Source organism: Nocardioides secundeburneus, assembly GCF_039939255.1.
GTDB lineage: Bacteria > Actinomycetota > Actinomycetes > Propionibacteriales > Nocardioidaceae > Nocardioides.
In genome coordinates this window covers 1-15919 of record NZ_JBDUUE010000006.1, presented here as the reverse complement: position 1 = coordinate 15919, position 15919 = coordinate 1, and the positions used below count along the sequence as shown (strand labels likewise).

Here is a 15919-nt window from a genome sequence, read left to right as displayed (position 1 = left end):
CCGTGCTCCGGCTGCTCGACGAGGTCTCCTACGACGGGCACCCGGTCGCCGGTGAGCGCAGCCAGGCCCTCCTCGCCGCCCTGGTCGCGGCCGGCGGTCGAGCGGTCGCCGAGGGCGACCTCGTCGGCGCCGTGTGGGGCACCGACGTGCCGGCCAACCCGGCCAAGGCGCTCCAGGTCGTCGTCAGCCGCACCCGGTCGCAGACGGCGCCCGGCGTCGTCGCCCGGGTCGACGGCGGCTACCGGCTCGGGCTCGCGCTCGGCGACGTCGACCGCGCCCGCCTGACGCGACGGGTGCGCAACGCCGTGCGTGCCGAGGCGGCCGGTGAGCCCGCGGCCGCCGTCGAGCACGCCCGCTCGGCGCTCGACCTGGTCGTCGTCGACGGCGCCGACGTCGAGGCGCTGGCCGACCTGCGCGCCGACGCCCGGGCCGACCGGGCCACGGTGACGGCGGTGCTGGGGCGCTCGCTCGCCGCGATGGGCGAGCACGACGCCGCGCTCGAGGCGCTCGCCACGGTGAGCGACCCCGACGAGACCACCCTGGCCGCGCTGCTGCGCAGCGAGGCCGCCGCGCACGGGGCTCCCGCGGCCCTCGCCCGCTACGAGCAGCACCGCGCGCGGGTGCGCGACCAGCTCGGCGTCGACCCCGGGCCGGTCCTCCAGGCCGTGCACGCCGAGCTGCTGGCGGCCGACAACCCGGTCCGCACCGGGCTGCAGTACGACGCCACGCCGCTCGTGGGCCGCGACGACGACGTCCGCCGGCTGCGGGCGCTCGTGCGCGGCTCGCGGGTCACCTCCATCCTCGGTCCCGGCGGCCTCGGCAAGACCCGCCTCGCGCACCTGCTGGGCCGGGAGGCCGAGCAGCCGGTCGTGCACTTCGTCGAGCTGGCCGGCGTCGCCTCGCCCGACGACGTCGTCGGCGAGGTCGGCTCGGCTCTCGGCGTGCGCGACTCGGTGAGCGGACGACGGGTGCTCACGGTCGAGCAGCGCAACGACGTCCGCGGTCGCATCGCCCAGCAGCTCGGCAGCGCGCCGACCCTGCTCATCCTCGACAACTGCGAGCACGTCGTCGAGGCCGTCGCCGACCTCGTGGCGCCGCTCGTGGCGGCCACCCGCGACCTGCGCGTCGTCACGACCACCCGCGCGCCGCTCGGCATCGCCGCCGAGCGCGTCTTCGCCCTCGACCAGCTCGACGACGTCGCCGCCGTCGAGCTCTTCCGCCAGCGCGCCGAGGCGGCCCGGCCCGGCGTGCGCCTCGACGACGACGCCGTCGGCTCGGTCGTCTCGCGTCTCGACGGCCTGCCGCTGGCCATCGAGCTCGCGGCGGCAAAGGTGCGCGCGATGTCCGTGGCCGACATCGACCGCCGGCTCGACGACCGGTTCGCGCTGCTCCGCGGCCACGACCGCGGCGCGCCCGACCGTCACCAGACCCTGCTCGCCGTGATCGACTGGTCGTGGAACCTGCTCGACGACGCCGATCGCCGTGCGCTGCGTCGCCTCTCGGTCTTCCACGACGGCTTCTCGCTCGACGGCGCCGAGGCCGTGGTGGGCCCCGACGTCCTGTCGGCCCTCGAGTCGCTGGCCGGCCAGTCGTTGCTCACCGTGCGCGACGGCCGCGACGAGCTGCGCTACCGGATGCTCGAGACCGTCCGCGAGTTCGGTCGCGACCGCCTCGTCGAGGTCGGCGAGGAGGACGACGCCCGGCTGGCCCTGCGGTCGTGGGCCCGGGCGTTCTGCGTGCGTGCCTCCCGCGCGATCACCGGGGCCGGCGAGATCGAGGCCATCCGGGCCGTCACGCGCGAGGAGAACAACCTCGCCGACGTGCTGCGCGAGTCGCTGGCCGACGGCGACCAGGCCGCCGTCGTCGAGGTGCTGGGCGCGCTCGGCACCTGCTGGACGGCGCGCGGCGAGCACCCGCGCGTCATCGCGCTCGTCGGGGCCGTCGACGCCGTCCTGGAGGGCTGGGAGCCGCCGGCCGGGCTGCGCGAGGCCACGGCACGGGCCACCGGGATGCTGGTCATGAACACCGCCGTCATCGAGATGGACGGGCCCGTGCGCAGCCGCGAGCTCTTCGCCGCGCTCGGCCCGCACGCCGCCGACGCCGGCACCCGGGCCCTCGCCGTCGTCATGGAGACGCTCGCCGACGGCGGCAGCGTCGCCGACCTCGTCGACCACCCCGACCGGCACGTGGCGATGCTCGCGCTGCAGTGGGAGAGCCACGACCGTGAGAACGACGGCGACGCCGGCGGGGCCGTCGAGGCCTCCGAGCAGGCGCTCGCGCTGTGGCAGCCCGACGACGGCCGGTGGTTGCAGGCCCTGCAGCACACGCAGCTGGCGGGGCTGCTCTGGCAGCAGGGACGCACCGACCTCGCCACCCACCACGCCAGGGCCGCGCTCGACACGCTCGACGCTCTCGAGGCCGACGACGACGCCATCCAGCTCCGCGCCGTGCTCGCCTCGGCGGCCATCAGCGACGGCGACCGCGACACCGCTCGGCGGCTGATCGCCGAGATCGAGGAGACACCGCGTCCGGGTCTGTTCGGCGGACGCATCGTCTTGTCGACCGTGACCGCCGAGCTCGCCCTCGCCGAGGGCCGCCACGCCCGTGGCCTGGCGCTCTACCGCGACAGCGTGGAGGTCTCGCGCAGCCTCAGGTTCCCGGGGCTCCACGTCGACGAGGGCCTCGAGCCCTGGCTCCTCTTCGCCGAGTCCGGCGCCGTCGCGGCGTTCGCCCGGCACTCGGGCGACGACGGCGCCGACCTGCACGCCGCGCTCGCGGGCAAGCTCGCCCGGGTCGTCGACCCGGGGCGCCCGCGCATGGACTTCCCGGTCGCCGGCTCCGCGTTCTTCGCCGTCGGTCTCTGGTCGCTGCTGCGCGAGCACGACGTCGAGCGCGGGGTCGCCCTCCTCGCCGTCGCCGACCGGTTCTCCTACAGCCGCACCACGCCGTCCCTGGCCTGGGCGCCGGCCCGGGCCGAGGCCGACGCCGTCGCGCCCGGCGCGCTCGACGCCGCCGTCGCGTCCTACGACGGACGACGCGGCCCGGCCGCCCTCGGCGACGCCCGGGCTCTCGTCGCCCGGTAGTCGTGGACGTTCCGCACGCGGTGCGCGACGTCCACGACTGTCGCGGTGTCACATCTTCCTGCCGTACGACCGCACGGCGAGTGGCGCGAACGCCGCGACCACGACGACGCAGCCGAGCAGCGCCCAGCCCACCTCGGCGGTGACCTCGCCGTCGTTCATCAGGTCGCGCACGGCCGAGACGACGTGGCTGACCGGGTTGACCCGCACGAACGTCTCGAGCCACCCGGGCAGGGTGCTGGCGGGCACGAAGGCGTTGGACAGGAACGTCAGCGGGAACATGATCATCATCGAGATGCCCTGCACGCTCTGGGCGGTGCGGGCGACGGTGCCGAGCCAGGTGAAGATCCAGGCCAGCGACCAGCCGGCGACGACGGTGAGCACGATCCCGGCCACGGTGCCGACGACGCCGCCGCCGGGCCGGAAACCCAGGGCCAGGCCGGTGGCGACCGTCAGCACCGCTGCCGTCGAGTAGCGCAGGAGGTCGGCCACCATCGGTCCGGCGAGCGGGGCGATCCGGGCGATCGGGAGCGACTTGAACCGGTCGAAGACGCCCTTGTCCATGTCCTCGCGCAGCTGGATGCCGGTGGCCATGCACGCCGTGAGCGCGGTCTGGGCCAAGATGCCCGGGATGATGATCGGCAGGTAGCTGGCGACGTCGCCGGAGATCGCGCCGCCGAAGATGAAGGCGAACATCGCGGTGAACAGCAGCGGTTGGACCGTGACGTCGAAGAACTGCTCCGGGTTGCGGCGCATCTTCTTGGTGGCCCGCCAGGCCATCGACAGCGTCTGGCTCACGGTGTCGCGCAGCGAGACGCGCGGGGCGAGGTCGCGCTCGTCGGCGCGCAGCGTCGGTGGCGGCGTGCCGGGCTCGAGCAGGGTGGTCATGACGCCTCCTGGTGGGCGTGGTCGTGGTCGTGGGCGTGGTCGGAGGAGTCGGGGGTGGTCTCGGTGCCGTGGCCGGTGATGGCGAGGAACACCTCGTCGAGCGTGGGCTTGGCGACGCTGACGGAGGCGACGGAGAGCCGGGCCTCGCGCAGCGCGATGAGCACGTCGCCGGCGCGGTCGGCGTCCGGCAGCGCGACGGTGAGCCCGCCGGACTCGGGCGTGAGCCCAGGCTCCTCGCCCAGCGTGCGGCGGACGACGTCCGCGGCGTCGGCGGTGCGCTCGCGGTCGGTGAGGCGCAGCTGCAGCGTCGAGGTGCCGACCGAGGACTTGAGCTCGTCGGGCGTGCCCTCGGCGACGGTGCGGCCGCGGTCGATGACGGCGATCCGGTCGGCGAGCTGGTCGGCCTCGTCGAGGTACTGCGTGGTGAGCAGCACCGTGCAGCCGTCGGCGACCAGCGAGCGGATGGTGTCCCACATCTGCCCGCGGGTGCGCGGGTCGAGGCCGGTGGTGGGTTCGTCGAGGAAGATGAGTGGCGGCCGGGTGATGAGGCTGGCGGCGAGGTCGAGACGGCGGCGCATGCCGCCGGAGAACTGCGAGATCGGTCGGTCGGCGGCCTCCTCGAGGGCGAAGCCGCCCAGCAGCTCGTCGGCGGTGGCCCGGGCGCGGCGCGAGGGCAGGCCCTGCAGCCGGGCGAAGAGCCAGAGGTTCTCGCGCGCGGTGAGGTTCTCGTCGACCGAGGCGTACTGGCCGGTGACGCCGACGAGCTGACGCACCTCGTGTGCCCGGCTCGCGACGTCCACGCCGAAGATCTCGGCGCGACCGCCGTCGATCGGCAGCAGGGTGGCGAGCATCCGGATCATCGTGGTCTTGCCGGCGCCGTTGGGACCGAGCACGCCGAAGACCTCGCCGCGACGCACGGCCAGGTCGATGCCGTCGACGGCCCGGGAGCCGCCGAAGTCCTTCACGAGACCCTGGGCGGAGACCGCCAGGTCGGAGTGGATGTGGTTCGTCATGCCACGAACGGTGGGGTGTCGCGGTTTCAGTGCGCCTTCACGACGGTTTCACCCGGCGGGCGGGGATCAGTCGAGCGGCGGGTCGAGCGCGGCCGCCAGGGCGTCGAGGGCGGCCCGGTCGCCGGTGCGGCGGACGGCCCCGGCACCGCGCTTCCACCACGCGACGTCGAGGTCGGCCGCGGTGCCGCTGACGATCGCGGCCGGCTCGAGGCCCGGGTCGTCGACGACGACGAGGTGTGGCCCGTCGAGCCCACGGCCGGAGTCGGGGTCGGTGCCGACGAGCGTGCCGGGCTGCACCCAGATGGAGCGGTCGACGTCGGCGAGGTCGATGCGCACCGGGGCAGTGATCGGCGTGAACCGGGCCCAGGACGGCGCGGCGCCGCCGTACATCACCTCGAGCAGCTCGGCGACGCCGTCGGCCGCGAGCGCGGGGTCGAGCGGCGTCGGCTCGACGCCGGCGGTCTGCTCGGCGTCGAGCCGGTGGACGAGCGCCTCGTGCGACTGACGGCGGAAGGTGAACCCGACGGTCTGCCCGTCCGGCACGTGGCCGGCCCACGACCACGCGGGCTCGTCGGGGTCGGCCGCGGCGAGGGCGTCGACCAGTCCGGCGGAGAGCTCGTCGTACTGCTCGAGCAGCCCGGGCCAGGTGTCGGCGCGGGCCGGACGGCGGTCGTCGTCGGGTGGTCCGTCGGGCCGGCGTCGCACGACGTCGCTCCAGAACCACTGGACGTCGGCCAGGTGCCACAGCAGGTCGGCGGCGTCCCAATCGGGGCAGGCCGGCACCCGGGCGGCCGGGTCGCAGTCGGCGAGCACGGCTCGGAAGCGGGCCGAGTCGGCGCGCAGGTGGCGCAGGTGGCTGGCGGAATCGGGTCGCATGGCTTCTCCCATGGACGGCACGGTAGACAGGGTGCATGCCCGGCGCCCCCGGTTTCCACCCCCGGTTGTGCATGAACATTCCGGTCCTTGTATGGTCATACGCATGACGACGACGTCACCACCCCACCCCCGTCCGCGCGTCGCGGTGGCCGGAGCGAGCGGCTACGCCGGCGGTGAGGTCCTGCGCCTCCTCCTCGCCCATCCCGGGGTCGAGATCGGTGCGCTCACGGCCGGCAGCAACGCCGGCGAGACGCTCGGCTCACTGCAGCCGCACCTCGTGCCCCTGGCCGACCGGGTGCTCGAGCCCACCGACGTGACTACCCTGTCCGGTCACGACGTGGTGTTCCTGGCCCTGCCGCACGGCCAGTCCGGCGCGCTCGCCGAGCAGCTGGGCGACGACGTCGTGGTCATCGACTGCGGGGCCGACTTCCGGCTCGACGACGCCGGGGCGTGGCAGCAGTTCTACGGCGGCGAGCACGCCGGCACCTGGCCCTACGGGCTGCCCGAGCTGCTGCGACCCGACGGCACCCGCCAGCGCGAGGTCCTCCGGGGCGCACGCCGCGTCGCCGTCCCCGGCTGCTACCCGACGATCAGCACCCTCACCCTCGCTCCCGCGGTCGCCGCCGGACTCGTCGAGCCCGACGTCGTCGTCGTCGCCGCCTCGGGCACCAGCGGTGCCGGCAAGGCGGCCAAGCCGCACCTGCTCGGCAGCGAGGTCATGGGCAATGCGAGCGCTTACGGCGTCGGCGGCGTCCACCGGCACACGCCCGAGATCACCCAGAACCTGACGCCGCTCGCGGCGTCCGGAGCGGTCAAGGTCAGCTTCACGCCGCTGCTGGTGCCGATGTCGCGCGGCATCCTCGCCACCTGCTCGGCGCCGGTGCGCGAAGGCATCACCGCCGACGACGCCCGCGCGGCCTACGCGAAGGCCTACGCCGACGAGCCGTTCGTGCACCTGCTGCCCGCCGGGCAGTGGCCGCAGACCCAGTCGGTGCTCGGCTCGAACGCCGTCCACCTGCAGGTCACCGTCGACGAGGCGGCCGGGCGGCTGGTCGCCGTCGGCGTCGTCGACAACCTCGCCAAGGGCACCGGCGGCGCCGCCGTCCAGTGCCTCAACCTCGCCCTGGGGCTCGACGAGACCCTGGGCCTGACGACCGTAGGACTCGCGCCATGAGCACCCTCCACCAGTTCCCCGAGAAGATCGCCGTCCTCCGGCTCGCCGCCGGCGCCGAGGTGCCCGAGTGGGCCGAGTCGTCGTCACTGTTCGCGATCAGCGCCAGCGCCACCGAGACCTCGGTGCTGTGCGCGGGCCGGTCGGTGCCCACCAAGGTGCCCGGCGACCGTGGCCTCACCGCCTTCTCGCTCGCCGACGACGGCGCAACCGCGGCCAGCTCGACCGCCGGCGTCCTGGTCGACCTGCTCGGCCCGCTGGCCGAGGCCGAGGTCAGCGTGCACGTGCACACCACCTCCAGCACCGTCTGGGTCCTGGTGCCGGCCGCCGACGCCGAGCGCGCGGCCGAGGAGTGGCGACGACGAGGTCACACCGTCGTCCCCGCACCCACCGACTGAGACCCCAGACCCAGGAGCACCACCAGCGATGAGCGTCACCACCCCCGCCGGCTTCACCGCCGCCGGGGTCGCCGCCGGACTCAAGTCCACCGGCGCCCCCGACCTCGCCCTCGTCGTCAACGAGGGCCCCACGTTCGACTCCGCCTCCGTCTTCACCGCCAACCGCTGTCTCGCCAACCCCGTGCTGTGGAGCAAGGAGGTCGTCAAGGACGGCGTCGTGCGCGCCGTCGTCCTCAACTCCGGCGGCGCCAACTGCTACACCGGCCCCGACGGCTTCCAGACCACGCACGCCGTCGCCGAGCGGGTCGCCGAGCGCCTCGGCATCGGCGCGATCGACGTCGTCGTGTGCTCCACGGGCCTCATCGGCCTCGCTAATTCACGAGACGACCTGCTCGCCGGAGTCGACGCCGCCCACGTCGCGCTGACCGCCGACGGCGGTGCCGACGCCGCCACGGCGATCATGACCACCGACTCGGTCAGCAAGCAGGCCGTCGTCGAAGGTGCCGGCTGGAGCATCGGCGGCATGGCCAAGGGTGCCGGCATGCTCGCCCCGCAGCTGGCCACCATGCTCGTCGTCATCACCACCGACGCCGTCGTCCCGGCGGCCGACCTCGACACCGCCCTGCGCGCGGCGACCCGGGTCAGCTTCGACCGTCTCGACTCCGACGGCTGCATGTCGACCAACGACACCGTCACCGTGCTCGCCAGCGGCGCCAGCGGCATCACGCCCGGTCTCGACGACTTCACCGAGGCGCTCACGCAGCTGTGCACCGACCTGGCGATGCAGCTGCTGCACGACGCCGAGGGCGCCGACCACGACATCGCCATCACCACCCTCAACGCGGCCAGCGAGGACGACGCCGTCGAGGTCGGCCGCAGCGTCGCCCGCAGCAACCTGTTCAAGGCCGCCGTGTTCGGCAAGGACCCCAACTGGGGCCGCGTGCTCGCCTCCATCGGCACCACCACGGCCGCCTTCGACCCCGCCGACCTCGACGTCGCCATCAACGGCGTGTGGGTCTGCCGGCAGTCGACCCCCGCCGAGGACCCCGCCCTGGTCGACCTCGAGGCCCGCGAGGTCTCGGTCACCATCGACCTCAAGTCCGGTTCCGACCGCGCCACGGTCTGGACCAACGACCTCACCCACGCCTACGTCCACGAGAACAGCGCCTACTCCTCATGACCGACACCGACCTGAACCCGCAGCCCGGCAAGCCCGACCCGGCCAAGGCCCGCACCCTCGCGGCCGCCCTGCCGTGGCTCCAGCGCTACCACGGCAAGATCGTGGTGGTGAAGTACGGCGGCAACGCCATGATCGACGACGAGCTCAAGCGCGCCTTCGCCGAGGACGTCGTCTTCCTGCGCCTCGCCGGGTTCAAGCCCGTCGTGGTCCACGGCGGCGGACCGCAGATCTCCGCGATGCTCGACCAGCTCGGCATCGAGTCCGAGTTCCGCGGCGGCCTCCGTGTCACCACGCCCGAGGCCATGGAGGTCGTGCGGATGGTGCTCGTCGGCAAGGTCCAGCGCGACCTCGTGGGCCTCATCAACGAGCACGGCCCGCTCGGCGTCGGCCTGTCCGGCGAAGACGCGGGACTGTTCACCGCGACGCAGACCAACACCGTCGTCGACGGCGAGGAGGTCGACCTCGGCCTGGTCGGCGAGGTCACCAGCGTGCGGCCCGAGGCGGTGCTCGACATCATCGAGGCCGGCCGCATCCCGGTCGTCTCCAGCGTCGCGCCCGACGTCGACGGCGTCGTCCACAACGTCAACGCCGACTCGGCGGCGGCGTCGCTGGCCATTGCGCTGGGGGCCGAGAAGCTGCTCGTGCTCACCGACGTCGAGGGCCTGTTCCTCGACTGGCCGAGCTCGGAGGACGTCATCGGCGAGATCAGCCCCGAGTCGCTCGAGGAGATCCTGCCGAGCCTGGCCAGCGGCATGGTGCCCAAGATGGGTGCCTGCCTGCAGGCGGTGAAGGGCGGCGTCTCCCGCGCCACCGTCGTCGACGGCCGCGAGCCGCACGCCGTGCTGCTCGAGCTGTTCACCCAGGAGGGCGTCGGCACCCAGGTGCTGCCCGGGGTCGAGACCAAGACCCGGAAGGCGCGTGACGCATGAGCGCCCCTTCCTACGGCGAGCGCTACGCCGCCTCGCTCATGAACACCTTCGGCCCGCCGAAGCTCACGCTGGCCCGCGGCGCGGGCGCGCACGTGTGGGACACCGACGGCAAGGAGTACGTCGACCTGCTCGGCGGCATCGCCGTCAACGCCCTGGGCCACGCCCACCCGGCGCTGGTCTCGGCCGTGACGGAGCAGATGTCGACGCTCGGACACGTCTCCAACTTCTTCGCGACCACACCGCAGATCACGCTCGCCGAGCGGCTGGTGTCGCTGCTGGGCCACGGGCCCGGCAAGGTCTTCTTCACCAACTCGGGCACCGAGGCGGTCGAGGCCGGCTTCAAGCTGTCGCGCCGCACCGGCCGCACGCACGTGGTCGCGATGGAGGGCGGCTTCCACGGCCGCTCGATGGGCGCGCTCGCGCTCACCTCGAAGGACGCCTACCGCACGCCGTTCGAGCCGTTGCCCGGCCACGTCACCTTCGTGCCCTACGGCGACGCCGAGGCGCTGGCCGCGGCGGTCACCGACGAGACCGCCGCCGTCCTCCTCGAGCCCATCCAGGGCGAGGCCGGGGTCGTCGTCCCGCCCGAGGGCTACCTCGTCGCCGCGCGTGAGACGTGCTCGCGTCACGGAGCACTGCTCTGGGTCGACGAGATCCAGACCGGCACCGGCCGCACCGGCCTGTGGTTCGAGCACCTCCGCAGCGGTGTCGTGCCCGACGTCGTCACGCTGGCCAAGGGTCTGGCCGGTGGCTTCCCCATCGGCGCCTGCATCGCGCTCGGCGCCGCGGCCGACCTGCTGCAGCCCGGCAACCACGGCACCACGTTCGGCGGCAACCCCGTGGCCTGCGCCGCCGCGCTCGCCGTCCTCGACACGATCGAGGCCGAGGGCCTGCTCGAGCACGTCACCGTGCTCGGGCAGAAGATCCGCGACGGCCTCGCCGCCGACCCGCGCGTCGTCGAGGTGCGCGGCGAGGGTCTCCTCATCGGTCTCGACCTCAGCACCGACGTCTCGGCCGAGGTCGCCGCGGCCGCGCTGGACGCGGGGTTCATCGTCAACAACCCCACGCCGGCCCGCATCCGCCTCGCGCCGCCGCTCGTGCTCACCGCCGACGACGCCGACGCGTTCCTGCAGGCCTGGCCCGGCATCCTCGACGCCGCCACGGGGGAGGGCTCGTGACCACCCGCCACTTCCTGCGCGACGACGACGTCACCCCGGCCGAGCAGGCCGAGCTGCTCGACCTCGCCGCCACGCTCAAGGCCTCGCCCTGGTCGCGTCGTCCGCTCGCCGGCCCCAAGTCGGTCGCGATGATCTTCGACAAGCCGACCCTGCGCACCCAGGTCAGCTTCGGCGCCGGCATCGCCGAGCTCGGCGGCAACCCGATGCTGGTCGAGGGCAAGCTCGCCGGCATCGGCGTCCGCGAGTCGGTCGAGGACGTCGCTCGCGTGCTCGGGCGCCAGGTCTCAGTCGTCGTGTGGCGCACGTTCTTCCAGGCCGACCTCGACACGATGGCCGCCCACGCCGGCGTCCCGGTCGTCAACGCGCTGACCGACGACTTCCACCCCTGCCAGCTGGTCGCCGACCTGCTCACCGTGCGCGAGCACAAGGGCGACCTCGCCGGGCTCACCGTCGCCTTCGTCGGCGACGGTGCGTGCAACATGGGCAACTCCTGGCTGCTCGCCGGCGCGACGGCCGGCATGCACGTGCGCATCGCCGCGCCGTCCGGCTACCAGCCGAGCGAGGCCATGTACGCCCGTGCCGCCGAGATCGCCGCGACCACGGGCGGTTCGGCCACGGCGTTCGACGACGCCGAGAAGGCCGTGGCCGGCGCCGACGTCGTCGTCACCGACACGTGGATCTCGATGGGCAAGGAGGCCGAGGAGGCCGACCGCACCACGGTGTTCGCGCCCTACTCCCTGACCACCGAGCTCATGGCGCTCGCCGAGCCCGACGCCGTCGCGCTGCACTGCCTGCCGGCCTACCGCGGCAAGGAGATCGCCGCCGAGGTGCTCGACGGCCCGCAGAGCGTCGTGTGGGACGAGGCCGAGAACCGCCGCCACGCGCAGAAGGCGGTCATGACCTTCCTGCTCGAGAGGTCGAGCCGATGACGGCGCGCGCCGCGGTCACCAAGAACGCCCGGCACCAGCGCATCGTCGACCTGGTGACCCAGCACGAGGTGCACTCGCAGACCGAGCTCGCCGACCTGCTCGACTCCGACGGCCTGCGGGTCACCCAGGCCACGCTCTCGCGCGACCTCGTCGAGCTCGACGCGCTGAAGGTGCGCTCGGCGTCCGGGGCGCTCGTCTACGCCGTCCCCGGCGAGGGCGGCGACCGACGACCCCAGACGGGGGAGACCGCGGCCGCGGCCAAGCGACTCAGCCGCCTGTGCGGCGAGCTGCTGGTCAGCGCCGAGGCCAGCGCCAACCTCGTCGTCCTCCGCACCCCGCCGGGAGCCGCGCAGTTCCTGGCCTCGGCCTTCGACAAGGCCGAGCTGCCCGACGTCCTCGGCACCATCGCCGGCGACGACACCCTCCTCGTCATCGGGCGCGACCCGCTCGGCGGTCAGGCCCTCGCCGACCGCTTCCTCGCGCTCGCCTCCAGCCACACCGAACCCAAGGAACTCTGATGTCCAAGGTCCTCACCTCCCTGCCCGCCGGCGAGCGCGTCGGCATCGCCTTCTCCGGCGGCCTCGACACCTCCGTCGCCGTCGCCTGGATGCGCGACAAGGGCGCGGTGCCGTGCACCTACACCGCCGACATCGGTCAGTACGACGAGCCCGACATCGCCGGCGTCCCCGACCGTGCGCTGGCCTACGGTGCCGAGCTGGCCCGCCACGTCGACTGCAAGCCCCAGCTCGTCGAGGAGGGCCTTGCCGCCATGGCGTGCGGGGCGTTCCACATCCGCTCCGGTGGACGCACCTACTTCAACACCACCCCGCTCGGCCGCGCCGTCACCGGCACCCTGCTGGTGCGTGCCATGCACGACGACGGCGTCGACATCTGGGGTGACGGGTCAACGTTCAAGGGCAACGACATCGAGCGCTTCTACCGCTACGGCCTGCTCGCCAACCCCGAGCTGCGCATCTACAAGCCGTGGCTCGACGCCGACTTCGTCACCGAGCTCGGCGGTCGCGACGAGATGAGCCAGTGGCTCACCGAGCACGGCCTGCCCTACCGCGACAGCAAGGAGAAGGCCTACTCCACCGACGCGAACATCTGGGGTGCCACGCACGAGGCCAAGACCCTCGAGCACCTCGACGTCTCGCTCGAGACCGTCGAGCCGATCATGGGCGTGAAGTTCTGGGACCCCTCGGTCGCCATCGAGACCGAGGACGTCACCATCCGCTTCGAGGCGGGCCGGCCGGTCGCCATCGACGGCACCACCTACGACGACGCCGTCGAGCTCGTCCACCAGGCCAACGCGATCGGCGGGCGCCACGGCCTCGGCATGAGCGACCAGATCGAGAACCGCATCATCGAGGCCAAGTCGCGCGGCATCTACGAGGCGCCGGGCATGGCGCTGCTCTGGACGGCGTACGAGCGCCTGCTCAACGCCATCCACAACGAGGACACGATCGCGCTCTACCACGCCGAGGGACGTCGTCTCGGCCGGCTTCTCTACGAGGGCCGGTGGCTCGACCCGCAGGCGCTGATGCTCCGCGAGTCGATCCAGCGGTGGATCGCCTCCCTCGTCACGGGCGAGGTGACCCTCCGGCTCCGGCGGGGCGAGGACTACTCGGTGCTCAGCACCGAGGGGCCGGCGTTCTCGTACCACCCGGACAAGCTGTCCATGGAAAGGACCGAGGGCGCGGCGTTCGGGCCCACCGACCGCATCGGTCAGCTCACGATGCGCAACCTCGACATCGCCGACTCGCGCGCCAAGCTCGAGCTCTACGCCAACCAGCCGCACACGCAGGGCCAGGTGCTGGTGGAGAACGGCACGCTCTACGGCGAGATCGAGGCCGGGGGCGCCGAGCGGATCGCCAGCAACCCGGCCGTGGACCCCGACGCCGACGACGCGCTCGACGCCGCCGCCATGGAGTTCGGCACCGACTGATGAGCGGGACCAACGAGGGCAAGCTCTGGGGCGGCCGGTTCGCGGGCGGGCCGTCGCCCGAGCTCGAGGCGCTGTCGCGCTCCACCCACTTCGACTGGCGCCTGACGCCGTACGACCTCGCCGGCTCGCGCGCGCACGCCAACGCGCTGCACCGCGCCGGCCTGCTCGCCGACGACGACCACGCCGAGCTCCTGCGCGGTCTGGCCGTGCTGGGGGAGCGGTACACCGCCGGCGACCTGCACCCCGCCGAGTCCGACGAGGACGTGCACGGTGCGCTCGAGCGGCTGCTGCTCGAGGAGGTCGGTCCCGACGTCGGCGGCCGGCTCCGTGCCGGCCGCAGCCGCAACGACCAGGTCGCCACGCTGTTCCGCATGTACCTGCGCGACCACGGGCGCACCGTGGCGGGGCTGGTCCTCGACCTGGTTGACGTGCTGGTCGCGCAGGCCGCCGAGGCCGGCAACGCCGTGATGCCCGGACGCACCCACCTGCAGCACGCCCAACCGGTGCTGCTCGCCCACCACCTGCTCGCCCACGCACAACCGCTGCTGCGCGACGTCGACCGCCTGCTCGACTGGGACGACCGGGTGGCCGGCGACTCGCCCTACGGTTCTGGCGCCCTTGCCGGTCAGACGCTGGGGCTCGACCCCACGGCCGTCGCCGCCGAGCTCGGCTTCACCGGGTCGTCGGCCAACTCGATCGACGGCACCGCGGCGCGCGACTTCGTGGCCGAGTTCGCTTTCGTGGCCGCCCAGGTGGGCGTCGACGTCAGTCGCCTGGCCGAGGAGGTCATCCTCTGGACCACCCGCGAGTTCGGCTTCGCCCGGCTGCACGACTCGTGGTCGACCGGGTCGAGCATCATGCCGCAGAAGAAGAACCCCGACATCGCCGAGCTGGCCCGGGGCAAGGCCGGACGACTGGTGGGCAATCTCGCCGGGCTCCTGACGACGCTCAAGGCGCTGCCGCTGGCTTACAACCGCGACCTCCAGGAGGACAAGGAGCCGGTCTTCGACTCCGTCGACACCCTCGAGGTGCTGCTGCCGGCGTTCTCCGGCATGGTCGCCACGCTGGCGTTCGACACCGACCGGATGGCCGAGCTCGCGCCGCAAGGCTTCTCGCTCGCCACCGACGTCGCCGAGTGGCTGGTGCGCGAGGGCGTGCCGTTCCGCATCGCCCACGAGGTCGCCGGCGCGTGCGTCCAGCGGTGCGAGGAGCTCGGGGTCGAGCTCGACGAGCTCACCGACGCCCAGTACGCCGAGATCTCGCCGCACCTGCGCCCGGAGGTCCGCTCGGTGCTGACCGTCGCCGGCTCGGTCGCGGCCCGCGACGGCCGCGGCGGCACGGCGCCGGTGCGCGTGCGTGAGCAGCTGGGCGTCGTCCAGGAGACCGTGGCCGCGTTCCGTGACCGCCTGGCCTGAGCTGCTCGGGGCCCCCGACGAGGTGGCGCCGAGGCTGCTCGGTGCCACGTTGCGCCACGGCGCGGTCGTCGTCCGGATCACCGAGGTCGAGGCCTACGGGGGAGCGGACGACCCGGGGTCGCACGCCTACCGCGGCCGGACGCCGCGCACCGGCGTCATGTTCGGGCCGGCGGGACGTCTCTACTGCTACCTCAGCTACGGCATGCACGTGTGTGCCAACGTCGCCCTGGGCGAGGAGGGGGTGGCCGGAGCCGTGCTCGTGCGCGCTGGCGAGGTCGTCGACGGTCTGGACGTCGCTCGTGCACGACGCCCGGGGTCCTCCGACCAGGACCTGGCGCGAGGGCCGGCTCGACTGACGAGGGCCCTGGCGATCTCGCTCGACCACGACGGCGCCGACCTCGCGTCCGGCGCGGTGACCCTCGAGCTCGGCGCGCCCGTCGACGACGTCGCGGCTGGGCCGCGGACGGGTCTCCGTCTCGCGGCCGACCGCCCGTGGCGGTTCTGGATGCCCGGGGAACGGAGCGTCTCGCCGTACCGGAAGCACCCTCGAGCGACTGCGCACCACCCCGATTTGTGAACTCCAGATGACGTGGTCTAAGTTTCTCTACGTCGCGGTGAGCGACTCCCACTCGGGGCCAAGGCCGCAAGGCAGGCTCAAGATCGAGCGGAGTCTGCACGCCCGGCACCGGTCACCCAGGCTGCCGAAACTCTCGAGTTGACGCGGGCCACGCGGATCGGTAAGGTTTCACAGGTTGCCCCAGATCACATCCCGCAAGGATCTTGAGGGGGCAAGCGCCTGATGTTTGAGAACTCAACAGTGTGTCATAGTCGACGGATTAGTTTGTATGCCTGTCTGTTTCTTTGATGGGTAAAGTTTTTTCGACAATGATTCTGGCGATAGCTAGTGATCGTTT

At 73.2% G+C, this 15919-nt stretch carries 14 protein-coding genes; 11 read left to right on the top strand and 3 right to left on the bottom strand.

All coding sequences use genetic code 11. The features are described 5' to 3' along the window. Positions 1 to 2 precede the first annotated feature (2 nt). Positions 3 to 3083 (top strand): ATP-binding protein, encoded by a 3081-nt coding sequence (locus tag ABFT23_RS16385; protein ID WP_347897081.1) that lies wholly within the window; start codon positions 3 to 5, stop codon positions 3081 to 3083. Positions 3084 to 3131: 48 nt separating this feature from the next. Here the strand turns inward: ABFT23_RS16385 and ABFT23_RS16380 are convergent, their stop codons facing one another. From ABFT23_RS16380 to ABFT23_RS16370, 3 genes are all read right to left on the bottom strand, one after another. Then, positions 3132 to 3968: an ABC transporter permease gene (locus ABFT23_RS16380; protein WP_347897080.1), complete on the bottom strand. Its 837-nt coding sequence runs from the start codon at positions 3966 to 3968 to the stop codon at positions 3132 to 3134. Then, positions 3965 to 4981: an ATP-binding cassette domain-containing protein gene (locus ABFT23_RS16375; protein WP_347897078.1), complete on the bottom strand. Its 1017-nt coding sequence runs from the start codon at positions 4979 to 4981 to the stop codon at positions 3965 to 3967. The genes ABFT23_RS16380 and ABFT23_RS16375 overlap by 4 nt, the downstream gene beginning before the upstream one ends. 66 nt (positions 4982 to 5047) lie before the next feature. After that, a complete protein-coding gene (locus ABFT23_RS16370) occupies positions 5048 to 5857 on the bottom strand; it encodes a maleylpyruvate isomerase family mycothiol-dependent enzyme (RefSeq protein WP_347897076.1) in 810 nt (269 codons plus the stop codon). 103 nt (positions 5858 to 5960) lie between these two features. On the opposite strand from ABFT23_RS16370, the gene argC reads away from it, so the two are divergent. The 10 genes from argC to ABFT23_RS16320 are packed head-to-tail and all read left to right on the top strand — an operon-like array spanning position 5961 to position 15582. Continuing rightward, positions 5961 to 7031: an N-acetyl-gamma-glutamyl-phosphate reductase gene (gene argC / locus ABFT23_RS16365; RefSeq protein ID WP_347897074.1), complete on the top strand. Its 1071-nt coding sequence runs from the start codon at positions 5961 to 5963 to the stop codon at positions 7029 to 7031. Then, on the top strand, positions 7028 to 7426 hold the full coding sequence (locus tag ABFT23_RS16360; RefSeq protein ID WP_347897072.1) for an ACT domain-containing protein: 399 nt from the start codon (positions 7028 to 7030) through the stop codon (positions 7424 to 7426). Before argC ends, ABFT23_RS16360 begins: the two co-directional genes overlap by 4 nt. 28 nt (positions 7427 to 7454) lie before the next feature. Then, on the top strand, positions 7455 to 8606 hold the full coding sequence (argJ, locus tag ABFT23_RS16355; RefSeq protein ID WP_347897070.1) for a bifunctional glutamate N-acetyltransferase/amino-acid acetyltransferase ArgJ: 1152 nt from the start codon (positions 7455 to 7457) through the stop codon (positions 8604 to 8606). Further along, positions 8603 to 9535: an acetylglutamate kinase gene (gene argB / locus ABFT23_RS16350; RefSeq protein WP_347897068.1), complete on the top strand. Its 933-nt coding sequence runs from the start codon at positions 8603 to 8605 to the stop codon at positions 9533 to 9535. Before argJ ends, argB begins: the two co-directional genes overlap by 4 nt. Continuing rightward, complete coding sequence (locus tag ABFT23_RS16345; protein ID WP_347897066.1) at positions 9532 to 10713, top strand: acetylornithine transaminase; 1182 nt, start codon at positions 9532 to 9534, stop codon at positions 10711 to 10713. The genes argB and ABFT23_RS16345 overlap by 4 nt, the downstream gene beginning before the upstream one ends. Next, positions 10710 to 11642 carry an ornithine carbamoyltransferase gene (gene argF, locus ABFT23_RS16340; RefSeq protein WP_347897064.1) on the top strand — a complete coding sequence of 311 codons (933 nt, stop codon included), beginning with the start codon at positions 10710 to 10712 and terminating at the stop codon, positions 11640 to 11642. The genes ABFT23_RS16345 and argF overlap by 4 nt, the downstream gene beginning before the upstream one ends. Continuing rightward, a complete protein-coding gene (locus ABFT23_RS16335) occupies positions 11639 to 12160 on the top strand; it encodes an arginine repressor (RefSeq protein WP_347897063.1) in 522 nt (173 codons plus the stop codon). Before argF ends, ABFT23_RS16335 begins: the two co-directional genes overlap by 4 nt. Next, positions 12160 to 13590, top strand: a complete 1431-nt coding sequence (gene argG / locus ABFT23_RS16330; protein WP_347897062.1) for an argininosuccinate synthase — start codon at positions 12160 to 12162, stop codon at positions 13588 to 13590. Before ABFT23_RS16335 ends, argG begins: the two co-directional genes overlap by 1 nt. Continuing rightward, positions 13590 to 15005: an argininosuccinate lyase gene (argH, locus tag ABFT23_RS16325; protein WP_347897060.1), complete on the top strand. Its 1416-nt coding sequence runs from the start codon at positions 13590 to 13592 to the stop codon at positions 15003 to 15005. The genes argG and argH overlap by 1 nt, the downstream gene beginning before the upstream one ends. Next, entirely contained in the window at positions 14989 to 15582 is a 594-nt protein-coding gene (locus tag ABFT23_RS16320; protein WP_347897058.1) for a DNA-3-methyladenine glycosylase, read from the top strand. The genes argH and ABFT23_RS16320 overlap by 17 nt, the downstream gene beginning before the upstream one ends. Positions 15583 to 15919 lie beyond the last annotated feature (337 nt).

Coding starts and splice junctions, on each gene's coding strand:
- argC (WP_347897074.1), top strand. CDS start 5,961: ATGACGACGACGTCACCACCCCACCCCCGTCCGCGCGTCGCGGTGGCC.
- argB (WP_347897068.1), top strand. CDS start 8,603: ATGACCGACACCGACCTGAACCCGCAGCCCGGCAAGCCCGACCCGGCC.
- argJ (WP_347897070.1), top strand. CDS start 7,455: ATGAGCGTCACCACCCCCGCCGGCTTCACCGCCGCCGGGGTCGCCGCC.
- ABFT23_RS16335 (WP_347897063.1), top strand. CDS start 11,639: ATGACGGCGCGCGCCGCGGTCACCAAGAACGCCCGGCACCAGCGCATC.
- ABFT23_RS16345 (WP_347897066.1), top strand. CDS start 9,532: ATGAGCGCCCCTTCCTACGGCGAGCGCTACGCCGCCTCGCTCATGAAC.
- argH (WP_347897060.1), top strand. CDS start 13,590: ATGAGCGGGACCAACGAGGGCAAGCTCTGGGGCGGCCGGTTCGCGGGC.
- argG (WP_347897062.1), top strand. CDS start 12,160: ATGTCCAAGGTCCTCACCTCCCTGCCCGCCGGCGAGCGCGTCGGCATC.
- ABFT23_RS16380 (WP_347897080.1), bottom strand. CDS start 3,968: ATGACCACCCTGCTCGAGCCCGGCACGCCGCCACCGACGCTGCGCGCC.
- ABFT23_RS16375 (WP_347897078.1), bottom strand. CDS start 4,981: ATGACGAACCACATCCACTCCGACCTGGCGGTCTCCGCCCAGGGTCTC.
- ABFT23_RS16370 (WP_347897076.1), bottom strand. CDS start 5,857: ATGCGACCCGATTCCGCCAGCCACCTGCGCCACCTGCGCGCCGACTCG.
- ABFT23_RS16360 (WP_347897072.1), top strand. CDS start 7,028: ATGAGCACCCTCCACCAGTTCCCCGAGAAGATCGCCGTCCTCCGGCTC.